At 50.4% G+C, this 14,390-nt stretch carries 12 protein-coding genes; 5 read left to right on the top strand and 7 right to left on the bottom strand.

Annotation, left to right across the window (positions count from 1 at the left end):
- Positions 1-99: 99 nt before the first annotated feature.
- From BQ7367_RS09150 to BQ7367_RS09140, 3 genes are read left to right on the top strand one after another with little or no spacing between them, the layout of a single operon-like run.
- Positions 100-492, top strand: a complete 393-nt coding sequence (locus BQ7367_RS09150) for a GntR family transcriptional regulator (RefSeq protein ID WP_072525166.1) — start codon at positions 100-102, stop codon at positions 490-492.
- Positions 470-1,372, top strand: coding sequence for an ABC transporter ATP-binding protein (locus tag BQ7367_RS09145; RefSeq protein ID WP_072525165.1), 903 nt, complete (start codon positions 470-472; stop codon positions 1,370-1,372). The genes BQ7367_RS09150 and BQ7367_RS09145 overlap by 23 nt, the downstream gene beginning before the upstream one ends.
- Positions 1,347-3,515: a DUF6449 domain-containing protein gene (locus tag BQ7367_RS09140; protein ID WP_072525164.1), complete on the top strand. Its 2,169-nt coding sequence runs from the start codon at positions 1,347-1,349 to the stop codon at positions 3,513-3,515. Before BQ7367_RS09145 ends, BQ7367_RS09140 begins: the two co-directional genes overlap by 26 nt.
- A 241-nt stretch (positions 3,516-3,756) precedes the next feature.
- On the opposite strand, the gene dnaJ is transcribed toward BQ7367_RS09140, so the two are convergent.
- From dnaJ to hrcA, 4 genes are all read right to left on the bottom strand, one after another.
- Complete coding sequence (dnaJ, locus tag BQ7367_RS09135; protein ID WP_072525163.1) at positions 3,757-4,935, bottom strand: molecular chaperone DnaJ; 1,179 nt, start codon at positions 4,933-4,935, stop codon at positions 3,757-3,759.
- A gap of 206 nt (positions 4,936-5,141) precedes the next feature.
- Positions 5,142-7,022 carry a molecular chaperone DnaK gene (dnaK, locus tag BQ7367_RS09130; protein ID WP_072525162.1) on the bottom strand — a complete coding sequence of 627 codons (1,881 nt, stop codon included), beginning with the start codon at positions 7,020-7,022 and terminating at the stop codon, positions 5,142-5,144.
- A gap of 61 nt (positions 7,023-7,083) precedes the next feature.
- The gene (gene grpE / locus BQ7367_RS09125) at positions 7,084-7,782 is read right to left on the bottom strand and encodes a nucleotide exchange factor GrpE (RefSeq protein ID WP_072525161.1); all 699 of its coding nucleotides are present in this window, start codon (positions 7,780-7,782) and stop codon (positions 7,084-7,086) included.
- Positions 7,783-7,809: 27 nt separating this feature from the next.
- Positions 7,810-8,859, bottom strand: coding sequence for a heat-inducible transcriptional repressor HrcA (gene hrcA, locus BQ7367_RS09120; protein WP_072525160.1), 1,050 nt, complete (start codon positions 8,857-8,859; stop codon positions 7,810-7,812).
- Between the two features lie 270 nt (positions 8,860-9,129).
- On the opposite strand from hrcA, the gene BQ7367_RS09115 reads away from it, so the two are divergent.
- Together BQ7367_RS09115 and BQ7367_RS09110 are read left to right on the top strand one after the other, a co-directional pair.
- The gene (locus tag BQ7367_RS09115) at positions 9,130-9,567 is read left to right on the top strand and encodes a cupin domain-containing protein (RefSeq protein WP_072525159.1); all 438 of its coding nucleotides are present in this window, start codon (positions 9,130-9,132) and stop codon (positions 9,565-9,567) included.
- A 14-nt stretch (positions 9,568-9,581) separates the two neighbouring features.
- The gene (locus tag BQ7367_RS09110) at positions 9,582-10,271 is read left to right on the top strand and encodes a carboxymuconolactone decarboxylase family protein (RefSeq protein ID WP_072525158.1); all 690 of its coding nucleotides are present in this window, start codon (positions 9,582-9,584) and stop codon (positions 10,269-10,271) included.
- Here BQ7367_RS09110 and hemW read toward each other — a convergent pair.
- The 3 genes from hemW to holA all read right to left on the bottom strand — a co-directional run bounded on the left by hemW (position 10,268) and on the right by holA (position 14,328).
- The gene (gene hemW / locus BQ7367_RS09105) at positions 10,268-11,446 is read right to left on the bottom strand and encodes a radical SAM family heme chaperone HemW (protein ID WP_072525157.1); all 1,179 of its coding nucleotides are present in this window, start codon (positions 11,444-11,446) and stop codon (positions 10,268-10,270) included. The two genes, BQ7367_RS09110 and hemW, sit on opposite strands and share 4 nt — an antisense overlap.
- A gap of 64 nt (positions 11,447-11,510) precedes the next feature.
- Positions 11,511-13,325 carry a translation elongation factor 4 gene (gene lepA / locus BQ7367_RS09100; protein ID WP_072525156.1) on the bottom strand — a complete coding sequence of 605 codons (1,815 nt, stop codon included), beginning with the start codon at positions 13,323-13,325 and terminating at the stop codon, positions 11,511-11,513.
- A 25-nt stretch (positions 13,326-13,350) separates the two neighbouring features.
- The gene (holA, locus tag BQ7367_RS09095; protein WP_072525155.1) at positions 13,351-14,328 is read right to left on the bottom strand and encodes a DNA polymerase III subunit delta; all 978 of its coding nucleotides are present in this window, start codon (positions 14,326-14,328) and stop codon (positions 13,351-13,353) included.
- Between the last annotated feature and the right edge of the window lie 62 nt (positions 14,329-14,390).

Raw genomic sequence — 14,390 nt, 5'->3', positions numbered from 1 at the left:
GTTACTTTTAGTGTACTACATGAAGTAATACACTTCATACACTTGTAATAAAGAATATCTGTCACTATCAGACTACCTGTATCAGAGAAGAGGGATACTATGATTACGATTGATTACCAAAGTAAGCTTCCATTCTATGAACAGATCGCGCAGCGGTTCCAGACGCTGATCCTGAAAGGGGTCATATCTCCTGACACGCAGATGCCCTCTGTGCGTTCTCTGGCGATGGAACTCTCTATTAACCCAAACACGATCCAGAAAGCGTACGCCCTGCTGGAGCAGCTCGGATATATCTACCCGGTCAAAGGACGGGGAAATTTTGTCTCAGACTGTACAGCACTCCTCCAGCAGAAGAAGGAAGCTCTGTTAAAAGAGATCAGACAGCTCCTCTCCTACGGGAAGGAACTGGGCTTAAAAAAAGAGGATTACGCTGCCATGGTCGACTCTCTGTATGGGAAGGAGGATTCAAATGATCGAGTTGAAAGACATTGACAAAACATTCCAGAATATCCACGCTGTGGATCATGTCACCGCATCTATTCATGAAGGCCTGATCTTTGGACTGATCGGCTCCAACGGTGCGGGAAAGAGTACACTTCTCCGCATGATCGCCGGAATTATCAGACCCGACAGCGGGGAACTGACCGTAGACGGCGAACCGGTCTATGAAAATCCGGCTATTAAATCACAGATCTGTTTTCTCTCAGATGCGCCCTACTATTTCCAGAACGCGGACATCCGCATGATGGAGGACTATTATATGATGACCTATCCGGCCTTTGATCAGAAACAGTTTCATTCTCTTATTGAAAAATTCGGGCTGGATCCGAAACGGAAGATCAGTTCTTTTTCCAAGGGCATGAAGAAACAGCTGTCTGTTCTTCTCGGCCTGTGCAGTGGAACAAAATATCTCCTCTGTGACGAGACATTTGACGGACTGGATCCGGTTGTACGACAGGCGGTCAAGAGCCTGTTCGCGGCAGAGATCCTGAACCGGGATTTTACCCCGGTCATTTCCTCCCACAATTTAAGGGAGCTGGAGGACATCTGCGACAGTGTCGGACTTCTCCACCACGGAAAGATCCTTCTTACACAGGATCTTGATCAGATCAAATGCGGCATCTGCAAACTGCAGTGCGTGGTCCCTGACCCTCACCGGGAACAGGCCCTGATCCAGTCGCTGCATATCCTGAAAATGGAACGCTCCGGTGCTCTGCTTACGCTGACTGTACGTGGAGGCCGGGAAGAAGCGCTGAAACTCGCTCAGGCGCAGGATCCTCTTTTCGCGGAGGTGCTGCCGCTTACACTTGAAGAAATATTTATCAGTGAAACGGAGGTGGCCGGTTATGACATCAAAGATCTCTTATATTAAATTTATTCGCAGCGATATCCGACGCAGAGGATGGCTCGCCGCTCTTACATGTATTGTCCTTGTTTTTATGATGCCGGTTTTTGCGACGATCCAGCTGGACAGCGCACAGATTGGTCAGGGAAACTATGAAAATCTTTGGATTGTGGACGTGTTCCCGGGAATGCTCAACGGCGCTAACTTCTGGCCGCTTATGGGCGCGATTCCTGTACTGGCAGTGCTGATCGCGTTGACCGGATTTTCCTATATCCATTCCAGAGAGAAACTGGATTTTTATCATTCTCTGCCGCTGCGGCGGGGGCAATGGTTCACGATCTCCTATATAAGCGGGCTTATCATGTTTGTCCTTCCGTATTTCATCTGTTCTGTGCTGACCATCCTGTCCGCATATATCAATGGAATAACGGACCCGGAAATCCTCTGGAACGCAGGCATCGCCGCTGCCGGCGGTCTCCTGGCATTCCTGTTGATCTATCATACAAGCCTGGTGGCAGTTATGCTGACAGGGCAGACGGTGACAGGGCTTCTTGCCACCCTTGTCCTGAGTGTATACCCGTCCATGGTGCTGGCACTCCTGTCACCCCTGAAAAATGCTTTTTTCGACAGCTATTACCCGGTCTATTATCCGGCCAGCTTCAGACTTTCTCAGTACCTCTCACCCGGAAGTCTGTCTGTGAAGCTCATGGAACGTACAGCAAATGATACGGCAAATCTTGCTCTTATCCTGGGCGCTGTCGCAATGGCTGCCTGCCTTCTTGCCGTGGCCGCGATCCTGTATCGCTTCCATCCGTCCGAAACCGCGGGTAACGCTCTTGCCTTCCCTGTGATAGCCCCTGTAGTCAAAGTGATGATCTGCATACCCACTGCTCTGTTCTCAGGACTGGTCTTGCAGAACTTTTCCGGTGCTTTCGGGACAAAATGGCTCATCTTTCTGAGCCTCCTTGTGGCGGTCATCCTTTGCGCGGTCATCGAGTTTATCTACCGGCAGGATCTCCGACAGATCTTCCGCGGATGGATTTCTTCACTTATTTCCATAGCAGCGGTGGCAGTGATCCTCTGCGTCCTTCAGTTTGACCTGATCGGATATAATGACTATCTTCCAGAAGAGGATCAGATCGAAAGCATCAGCTTCCGCCCGGATTCCTTCACCGGTTATTTCAGTTATCCGGAAGAATCATTCCCCGATGTACCCTACACCGACTATTGCGCGCCGGCTCTGGAATACGAACCCCTTTATACGCTTGCGCAGTCGGGTATCAGCAATCTGAAAAACGGGATCACTCCTGAAGCATACAATATGGGAACCATCGGTGATACAGATACCGGACGCTATATCAATGCGGTCTTTTACTACAACTTAGATAACGGCAAAACAGTTTCCCGCCAGTATTGTCTGGAATATGATCAGACACTGGATGCACTCGAAACACTCTGTCAGAACAAAGATTATCGTGAAAAGCTGTTCCCTGTCTTCCACCTTGAGCAGGACAGCATCTCCGACATTTACCTCACCGATATATACGGTCTTCCGGAAAAGCTCTCGCTGGGATCCGCAGAGAGACAGGAACTTCTGGACGCTTATAAAAAGGACCTGCTTAACGTAGATGTGCGTACTCTGGCCTCTGAAACACCTGTTGGTGAACTGGCGCTTGATTTTGCGAACGCCTCGTCCTCTTTGTCCGGCCAGGTATCCGGTGGACCACATCCATTTATCAACTCCGGATCAGCCTCCGGTCAGTCTGTATCGACTCACAATGTTGTGTCGATCGGTTCACTCTATATATATCCGGAGTACACTAACACGCTTGATTACCTCGAAAAATCAGGCAATATCATCCGGACAGAGATCGCAGCCGGAAATGTTACCAGTATCACTCTGCACCCCGCCTATGAAGCCGTGCAGAACGGTGATTACGATGAACTGTTCTCACAGCTGTCAGATGGTGAAAAATATGATACTTATTCTCAGGATGAACTGGAATACGGCAACGGGATCACGATCACCTCTCACGATGACATCGAAATTTTAGTGAAATACCTGAAGCCAAACCATTCAGGACTTCTGGGAAGTAATGATACTTACTCCGGTTTCGCAGAAGTATACTATACGGAAGGCACGGGAAACTACTCCTACACCATCCTCTGAAATCTGAGATTGTTGAGGGGAGGGAGGCCGGAGAGGATGGATTAAGTGTAAAGTAGAAAAAGAGCAGCGATTGTAAGAACCTTTCTGCGGCGGCAGATGGGTGGACCGGCGACTTTGAAGGAATCCGGGAGCACCCATTCTGTTGCCGCAGAATACGTTTTTCTGATACTGGCTTTTTTCTATTCCCTAAGGTTTATCTATCCTCCCCGGAGTCTTCGGAATCACTCCGGCAAACTCAGATTTAATCATCAAAGGCTTCTTTCATTTTTTCCATGAAGCCTTTCTTTTTCTTTTTTTCTGCTTTTTCACCTGCGTCTTCCTGATGCAGTGTATTTCCACTCAGCTCGTCAAACCTCCTTAATGCCTCTTTTGCCTCCTGACTGAGACGCTCCGGAGTCTGGATAACGAGCGTCACATAGTGATCTCCTCTCACCTGGGCATTCCTGAGAGACGGCACTCCTTTTCCCTTCAGACGAACCTTTGTATCTGTTTTTGTGCCCGCCTTCACGGTGTAGATCACATCTCCGTCAACTGTGGGGATACGGACGTCTCCGCCCAGCGCGGCCACGGCAAATGAAATCGGCACTGTAGAGAAAATATGCACATCCTGGCGCTGAAAGATCGGATGCCTTGACACATTCACTTCTACAAGAAGATCTCCTCTCGGCCCTCCGTTCACACCCGGCTCGCCTTTATCCCGGATCCGCACACTCTGGCCGTTGTCGATCCCTGCCGGAATGGATACTTTAATCTTTTTCCTGCTTGAGGTATACCCTGTACCTGAACACTTCGGGCACTTTTCTTTGATGACCTTCCCGGAACCTCCGCAGGTGGGACAGGTCTGTACATTCTGGACCGTTCCGAAAAATGACTGGGATGTATAAACAATCTGTCCTCTTCCGCCGCATTTGGAACAGGTCTCCGGCGACGTCCCGGGTTTTGCCCCGGTGCCGTGGCAGTCCTCACAGGGATCTTTCAGGATCAGATCCAGTTCTTTTTCACAGCCGAATACGGCTTCTTCAAATGTAATCCGGATGCTTTTTCTAATGTTGGCGCCTTTCATCGGTCCGTTCCCGCCGCGGCTGCTCCTGCGGCCGCCGAACAGATCTCCGAATATATCTCCGAATATATCACTGAAATCTGCGCCGTTAAAATCAAAGCCTCCGAATCCGCCGGCGCCGCCTGCCCCCTCAAATGCCGCATGGCCGAACTGATCATACTGCCGGCGTTTCTCAGGGTCACTTAAGACAGCATACGCCTCGGATGCCTCTTTGAATTTCTTTTCGGCTTCTTTGTCCCCCGGATTCATATCCGGATGATATTTTTTGGCAAGCGCACGGTATGCCTTTTTTATTGCGGCGTCATCGGCATCTCTTCCAACGCCGAGCACCTCGTAATAATCTCTCTTTGACTCTGCCATAACTCTGATCTACCTTTCCTTCTTTCGATTTCTGCCAGACGGAAGAAGTCTCCTTCCGCCGCCCGGGAACGTCAGAGGACACCGGACGGGCGTCTGCGGACAAACCTGACAGGACCTGCGGAACCGCACAAGCAGCCCCGCAGATCCTGCCTTTCTATTACGGAACGGATACGGACATCCGCCTTTTCCATCCGCTTATACTGATTTTATACCTCTTTATAATCTCCATCTACCACGTCGTCGCCCTGATATCCTTCCGGTGCCGGGCCTGCTCCCGGGTTCGGGCCTGCGCCTGCTCCCGGATTCGGGCCGCCTGCGCCTGCTCCGGTCTGCTCATACATCTTTGTAAACAGTTTCTGAGCACTCTCCATGAGTTTCTCTTTTGCCGCTTTTATCTCAGCAACATCGGATTCGCTTGTATTCTCAGGTGTAGACTTGGCAAGTACATCCTTTAACGCCTGAACATCTGCCTCTACTGCCGATTTATCGTTTGCGTCCAGTTTGTCACCCACATCTTTGAGTGCCTTTTCTGTCTGGAATACCATAGCGTCGGCTTCATTCCTTGTATCCACTGCCTCTTTCCGCTTCTTGTCCTGAGCCTCGAACTCCGCAGCTTCTTTGACTGCCTTGTCAATGTCCGCGTCAGACATATTGGATCCGGCTGTGATCGTGATATGCTGCTCTTTGCCTGTTCCCAGGTCCTTGGCTGATACGTTCACGATACCATTGGCATCGATATCAAAGGTAACTTCGATCTGCGGTACTCCGCGGGGTGCCGGCGGGATTCCGTCCAGTCTGAACTGACCCAGGGATTTGTTATCTTTCGCGAACTGTCTCTCGCCCTGTACCACATTGATATCTACGGCTGTCTGATTGTCTGCCGCTGTGGAGAAGATCTGGCTCTTCTTGGTCGGGATCGTCGTGTTTCTCTCGATCAGTCTTGTAGCCACACCACCCATTGTCTCGATCGACAGTGACAGAGGAGTAACATCCAGAAGAAGGATATCACCTGCGCCTGCGTCTCCTGCGAGCTTACCGCCCTGTACGGATGCGCCCAGCGCCACACACTCATCCGGGTTCAGAGATTTACTGGGCTCCTTGCCTGTCAGTCTCTTCACTTCCTCCTGGACAGCCGGGATACGGGTAGATCCGCCTACCAGCAGAACCTGGCCGAGATCAGCCGCTGTAATTCCCGCGTCGGAAAGGGCACGCCTTACCGGTTCTGCAGTCTTGTCTACAAGGTCTCTTGTCAGTTCGTCAAATTTAGCCCTTGTCAGGTTCATATCAAAATGCTTCGGTCCTTCAGACGTAGCTGTAATAAATGGAAGGTTGATGTTTGTAGTCGTAGCGCTGGAAAGTTCTTTCTTCGCCTTCTCAGCTGCCTCTTTCAGTCTCTGGAGCGCCATCTTGTCACCGGACAGATCCACGCCCTCTTTTGCCTTGAAATCCGCCAGCATGTAATCTGTGATCTTCTGGTCAAAGTCGTCGCCGCCCAGACGGTTATTTCCGGCTGTGGAAAGCACCTCGATGACACCGTCGCCGATCTCGATGATAGATACATCGAATGTACCGCCGCCCAGGTCATAAACCATGATCTTCTGTTCTTTCTCATTGTCAAGGCCGTAAGCCAGAGCTGCTGCCGTAGGCTCGTTGATAATACGTTTTACATCCAATCCGGCGATCTTGCCCGCGTCCTTTGTGGCCTGACGCTGTGCGTCATTGAAGTATGCCGGCACTGTGATGACTGCCTCTGTCACCTTCTCACCCAGATATCCCTCTGCGTCTGCCTTTAATTTCTGAAGGATCATTGCGGAAATCTCCTGGGGTGAATATTTCTTTCCGTCGATATCTACTTTATAGTCTGTTCCCATCTCCCTCTTGATGGATGAGATCGTCCTTGCCGCGTTTGTAACTGCCTGACGCTTCGCAGGCTCACCTACCAGACGCTCACCTGTCTTTGTAAATGCCACGACTGACGGCGTGGTCCTCGCGCCTTCTGTGTTCGCGATAACTGTCGGCTGTCCGCCTTCCATAACAGCTACGCAGCTGTTGGTTGTACCAAGGTCAATACCAATTATTTTTCCCATAGTAAGTTTCCTCCTTAAAAATTTATTATGCTGAATTTTGTAAAAAGCAATCCCCGGATGTTCAGTTCGCCACTTTTACCATGCTGTGTCTTACCACACTGTCACGGTATGTGTAACCTTTCTGGAATTCTTCCGCGATAATGTTCTCTCCCAGCTCTTCATCTTCTATATGCATCACGGCGTTGTGAAAATCAGGATTGAATTCCTTCCCGACCGCCTCGATCGGTTTCACGCCGATCCCCTCCAGCGTGGTCATGAGCTGCTTGTAGATCTTTTCCATTCCTTCCGCGAAGGGGGTCCCTTTTTCCTCTTCCGGCACAGAGTCAAGTCCTCTTTCGAAATTATCAACTACCGGAAGGATCTTTTCTATGATATCCTTTGCTCCGATCTCGTACATCTGAGACTTTTCTTTCTCTGTACGCTTGCGGAAATTATCAAACTCTGCCATCTGACGGGTCAGACGGTCTGTCAGCTCCTCTATCTTTTCGTCTTTTTTATCCTTCTTATTCTTTTTCCCGAAAATTTTCTTTTTTTCAGACTTCTGATCTTTATCTTTGCTGTCCTGATCTCCCGGACCTTCCCCGTCAGCCTCTGCCTCCGGCTCTTCCGGGTTCTCCGTCTCCTCCGCTTCTTCCGCGCCGTCCGGACTGTCTTCGGCAGCCTCTTCAGTCTCTTCAGCTTCCGCCTCCTCCCGGGAGGTTTCTGCGGCCTTCGCCTTTGCCTCCTCCACGGCTTCCTTTACCATATCTTCTTTACTCATATTGCCACTCACCAGCTTTCCACCTTTCTATTCTTTCGGTTTCTTATCATAGATCGCATCCAGTTCACTCTGCAGTGTCTTCAGCGTCTTCATGACATGTTCATAATCCATCCGCTTGGGACCGATGATACCGATCGTCCCTTTCATTCCCTCGCCGAGCTCATAGGTCGCTGTCACGACACTGCAGTCCTTCATGGTCTTGACCGGAGCTTCATCTCCGATATAAACCTGGATCCCATGATTATCTTCACTGGCAAGCGTCTCTGTCACCAGCTCGGCAAGCTGCTGTTTCTCCTCAAACGCGCTGATGATCTCCTGCGCGCTCTGCTTGTCACTCAGCTCCGGATATTTGAAAATGTTCGTGGCTCCGCTTGTATAGATCTTCATGTCATCTTCTACATGGATGATCTCCGCCACTGCGTCCAGCACATGCCCGATCACGCTGCTGTGGATCCCGGCCTGCTCCTTGAGTTCCGCGATCAGACCAAGTGTGATCTGATCGATAGGCATGCCGTTCAGCGCCGTATTAAGCAGCATATTCAGCTTCAGCAGGTTTTCATTACTTAGTGTTTCACCGACTTCAATGATCTTATTCTTGATGACATTTCCGCCCAGCACGATCACCGCCACCAGCTGTTCCTCATCCACCTGGGACAACTGTATGAACTTCAGTGTGTTCCGGCTGTTTATCGGAGATGAGACCATAGTCGCATAATTGGTGTTGGAGGCCAGCACCTTCGCCGCCTGCTGCAGCACCTTCTCAACTTTGTCCGCCTTCTCCAGCATGGCATTCTCCCGCTGGGTGATCTCCTGCTCTTTTTCTTCCATCAACATATCCACATAAAGCCGATACCCTTTATCAGAAGGAATCCGGCCCGCGGATGTATGAGGCTGGAAAATATAGCCCAGATCCTCCAGGTCAGCCATCTCGTTCCGGATCGTCGCGGAACTTAAATTCAGTTCCGTGTATTTTGAAAGTGTACGGGAACCGACCGGTTCCCCGGTCTCAAGGTAATTCTGAATGATCGATTTCAATATGATAAGTTTTCTTTCACTCAATGATGGATCGACTGCCACAGGGTTACCTCCTTTCCCTCGCTATTAGCACTCTTTTATTTCGAGTGCTAACATCTTTCGTATATTAAGATAGCACTGCGGTTTCCGTTTGTCAACAGTGTTTCTGCATTTCTGCCTGCATTTCTGCTTTTTTTCTTGAAAAATACCTTTCAGGCATCTGTTTCGATTTATAATAAGCATTAGACATATTTTTACGGCGGGGATAAAATAAAAGCAAAAATCGGGTTCATGTAATCTGAATTATATAAAAGTTCAAGGAGGCATTTTATTATGAAGGTAACGGACAAAGAACAATTTGACAGAGAGAATGTATTCGGGCAGGGACAGGAGAACACCTCTTTCGCCCGCTATTTTATCGGCACTTCCTGGCTCAATCCCCTTACAGATCCCAAAGACTGCGGCGTGGCCCTGGCTAATGTCACATTTGAGCCCGGCTGCCGCAATAACTGGCACATTCATCACGCGAGGACCGGCGGCGGACAGATCCTCATCTGCACCGCGGGAAGCGGCTGGTATCAGGAAGAGGGCAAAGCCCCCGTCAGCCTGGAACCGGGGACCGTTATCGCTATCCCACCGGAGGTCAAGCACTGGCACGGCGCAAAGGCGGACAGCTGGTTCTCCCACATAGCCCTTGAAGCTCCGGGAACAGAAACCAGCAATGAATGGCTGGAGCCGGTAGATGATGAAACTTACGCAAAACTGGGTTAAAGGAGGAGATTTCCATGAAGAATTATTATGAAACCGATCATGAATTTATGGAACGATTCGAACATTTTGCTTTTGACGAAGTGGTAAATGAAGACGGACAGACTCTGGACGATACGACCAGGTATATGGCCATTATCGCAACACTTCTTGGATGCCAGGGCATTGATGAATTCCGCCTTGTGCTTCCCCGGGCACTGGACGCGGGACTGACCCCGGTCATGGCCAAAGAGATCATCTATCAGGCAGTCGATTATCTGGGTATCGGGCGGGTTCTGCCGTTTCTGGACGCCTCCAATGAAATCCTTGAAAAACGCGGAGTAAAGCTTCCCCTGGAAGGCCAGGCTACAACTACCATGGAGGACCGGCTGGAAAAAGGCGCCGCGGCACAGGCAGAAATTTTCGGAGACCAGATGAAAGAAGCATGGAAAGCCGGGCATATCAACCGCTGGCTGGCCGCTAACTGTTTTGGAGACTATTATACCCGGACCGGGCTGGATTTAAGACAGCGGGAAATGATCACGTTCTGCTTCCTGGCGGCACAGGGCGGCTGCGAGCCTCAGCTCACATCTCATGCCAGGGGAAACTTGAATCTGGGCAATGACAAAAGTTTTCTCATAAAAGTGGTCTCCCAGTGTCTCCCCTATATCGGCTATCCAAGGAGTCTGAACGCTGTCACCTGCATCAACAGGGCGGCGGAGGATTAGAACATAAACTCTGTGAACACAGTGTTGCTCACATCAACTCCTCTCTCCGTGAGCCGGATTTTCCTGTTTTCTCTTTTTAGAAGCCCTTTCCTTTCCAGTTCCAGGATCTGCTGTCCGTAAACTTCCTCTATGGGTCTGCCGAATTTCTCTTGGAAGCGGTCACAGCAGATCCCTTCCGTCTTCCTTAATCCAAGGAACATAAATTCTTCCATCTGGTCCTCTGTCGTAAGTATCTCCAGATCTTCACAGGCCGGAACTTCCGGCAGCTTCCCGGCCGTGGTGAGATATGTTTCCATAACAGCAGTGTTGTGGAAACGCCGCTCCCGGATCAGTGAGGCTGATCCCAGACCGAGGCCCAGATATTCTTTTCTGTCCCAATATCCAAGATTATGACGGCACTCATATCCTTTTTTCGCATAGTTGGAGATCTCATATCTGTGATATCCATATTCCGCCAGGATCCGGGCGGTCATCTTATAGATCTCCCGCTCGGTGTCCTCATCGGGAAGACGCGGCCAGAGGCCTGTTTCCTCAGAAATTATCCCACGGTTTTCCCCGTATCTGGCGTAGAACGGTGTCCCTTCTTCTATTATCAGACTGTAGGCCGAGATATGCTCCGGTCCCAGCCCTGCTGCCGTGCGAAGTGTTCTCTCCCACCCTCCGGCTGTCTGTCCGGGAATGGCTGAGATCAGATCAATGTTGATATTCTCAAAGCCTGCCAGGCGCACGATATGCCACGTATCCAGGAAATCCCGGTATGTATGGATCCTTCCCAGCATGGCAAGTTCTCTGTCATCCGCAGACTGGAGCCCGATACTCAGTCTGTTGACACCGCACTGTTTCCATACTGCCGCCTTCTCCTCTGTCACTGTGCCCGGATTCACTTCCATCGTGACCTCCGCGCTTCTGTCAATATCAAAATTCTCCCTGAGGGCATGAAAAATACGGGCGGTGCATTCCCCGCTCAGAACAGAGGGGGTCCCACCGCCCAGGAATACCGTACTCACACGGTACTGCGCATATGTCTGTCTCTTGCTTTTGATCTCCCGGATAAGTGCCTCCACATAGGAAGCTTTCTCCTGTTCCCCGGCAGGAGCGGACAGGAAATCACAGTAGGCGCATTTTCTCACACAAAAGGGTATATGCACATACAGTTCCAGTTCTTTTTTCTCCATCACAGAGCTCCTGTTTCACCAGGTATGCCCAGGCTTAATGGCCGCTTCGGCATACCAGAACCGATCAGTCATCATCCAGTTTCAGCACACTCATGAAGGCCTTCTGGGGAATCTCTACATTTCCCACCTGGCGCATCCGTTTTTTTCCTTCCTTCTGTTTCTCCAGAAGCTTTTTCTTTCGGGAAATATCACCGCCGTAACATTTGGCCAGCACATCCTTGCGCATTGCCTTTACGGTCTCCCTGGCAATAATCTTGCTCCCCACTGCCGCCTGGATCGGAATCTCAAACAGCTGCCTGGGAATCTCAGCCTTTAATTTTTCACACATCTTCCGTCCTCTCTCATAGGCACTGCCGGCAAATACAATAAAGGAGAGAGCGTCCACTTCTTCTTTATTGATCAGGATATCCAGCTTCACCAGTTCAGAGCGCTGGTATCCCATCATTTCATAATCAAAGGATGCATAACCTCTGGACCGGGATTTCAAGGCGTCAAAAAAATCATAAATGATCTCATTGAGGGGCAGATGATAATGAAGCACCGCGCGGGTCTCTTCAATATACTCCATCCCCTGATAAATGCCTCTGCGCTCCTGACACAGATCCATGATGGAGCCGATATACTCGGAAGTCACCATGATCTCCGCCTTCACCATCGGCTCTTCCATATAGTCGATCTCTGATGGATCCGGCATATTGGTGGGATTCGTCAGGTCAACCACCTGACCGTCTGTCTTATGGATCTTATAGATTACACTGGGAGCGGTCGTCACAAGATCCAGATTGTACTCCCGCTCCAGCCGCTCCTGGATGATCTCCAGATGAAGCAGGCCCAGGAAGCCGCACCGGAATCCAAATCCAAGAGCCGCGGATGTCTCCGCTTCGAACTGGAGCGCCGCGTCATTGAGCTGCAGTTTTTCCAGAGCGTCTCTGAGATCCGGATATTTTGCCCCGTCTGCCGGATAAAGACCGCAGTACACCATGGGATTGACTTTTTTATAGCCCGGCAGAGGCTCCGCGCACGGATGTTCCGCGTTGGTGATGGTATCGCCCACCCGGGTTTCTTTTACATTCTTCAGGCTTGCCGTAATATAACCGACCATTCCCGCGTCCAGCTCATCACAGGGAATAAACTGGCCTGCCCCGAAAGTACCTACTTCCACCACTTCCGCCTTCGCCCCGGTGGCCATCATAAGGATCGGCGTGCCCTTCCTGACTGTGCCTTCCTTGATCCGGCAGAACACGATGACTCCTTTATAGGAATCATATTTCGAATCAAAAATCAGTGCCTGAAGGGGGGCCTTTGAGTCTCCTGAAGGAGCGGGGATCTTTTTCACGATCTGTTCCAGGACCTGGTGAACATTCTGACCCGTCTTCGCGGAAATCAGCGGAGCGTCATCCGCTTCGATCCCGATCACATCCTCGATCTCTTCCTTCACCCGGTCCGGATCCGCGCTGGGCAGATCGATCTTATTAATGACCGGCATCACATCCAGATCATGGTCCAGTGCCAGATATACGTTTGCCAGCGTCTGGGCCTCCACTCCCTGAGCCGCGTCTACCACAAGGATCGCCCCATCACAGGCCGCAAGGCTCCTGGAAACTTCATAATTAAAATCCACGTGTCCCGGGGTGTCGATCAGGTTGAAAATATATTCCTCCCCGTCGTCCGCTTTATATACAGTACGGACAGCCTGAGCCTTGATCGTGATTCCTCTCTCCCTCTCCAGCTCCATATTATCCAGCACCTGAGACTGCATCTCCCGGCTGGTCAAAAGCCCGGTCATCTCTATGATCCGATCCGCCAGTGTGGATTTTCCATGGTCGATATGTGCAATAATACAAAAATTTCTTATTTTACTCTGATCTGCAACTGACACGTTCTTTCCTCCAATATCCAGTCTCTTAAGCAGAATGTTTCACAAGGAAGAGCTCTACCGCCAGGCTGTCCGCCAGAAACCCGGTCTTCACCCGTTCCTCGGTATCCGCTCCTTCTTCCATTACATCCCTCAGTTCTTCCAGGCGAAACTTTTTTGCCTGCTCCATATACCTGCCTGCCGCAAAGGGATGGATCCCTGCCCGGGCCGCGATCTCTTTCTTTCCGCACCCCTGCTGCATCAGCGCCTTCACCTGGAACAGCATCCGATACTCCCGGATCAGCAGAAACAAGATCCGCATTGGCGGTTCTTTCAGGGCCAGAAGATCGTAATACAGATCAAGCGCCCTTCTCTGCTGCTTCGCCGCGACCGCATTTACCATCTCAAAGATATGATTCGTGATCTGAGTCGTACAGACGGCATCGATATCTTCCCTTGTCAGTTTGTCCCGGTCGATCGCATAACAGAAAAGCTTCTCCAGCTCCTTTGTAATGTTCTCCATATCGGTCCCCACTTTGTTCAGGAAATAGGTGATATCCGCCGGTGCCATCTGGCGGCCTTCCTTTGCGACCAGTCCCTGGATCCACCGTCTGAGCGTGCTTTCATCCTGGATACCCAGTTCCGCGATATATCCCTTTGCCTTCACCGCCTTGTAGAGCTTGCTGCGCTTGTCCACTTCATTTTCAATAAAAATAAAATATGTGGTATCCGGCATCTCTCCGATATAATCGGCCAGATCTCCCCCGGAACTTTTAAAAAATCCGGTATCCTCAAACACGATCAGCCGCCGTTCAGCAAAGAAAGGTAGTGTTTCCGCAAGGTCAATGACTTCTCTTATGTCCGTATTCTTTCCTTCGTAACAGGCATAATTCATCGTGTCTCCTTCCGGGAGCATGGCCTTGATGAAACGGGCCTTATACTGTTTCTTCAGATAGGCTTCCTCCCCGTACAGAAGATAGACCTGTTTAAATTGTCCTGACTTCAGATCTTCATTTAAATTCTTCATAACTCTTGTATTATATAGGAAAGAAGGCCCTTTTGACAAGCCCCGGATACCGGCGGCAGTGC

Origin of the sequence: Clostridium sp. Marseille-P3244, from assembly GCF_900120155.1 — a bacterium.
In the GTDB taxonomy this organism is placed as follows: domain Bacteria; phylum Bacillota; class Clostridia; order Lachnospirales; family Lachnospiraceae; genus Mediterraneibacter.
The sequence above is the reverse complement of the archived record's forward strand: the minus strand, read 5'-3'. Positions and strand labels throughout refer to the sequence as shown.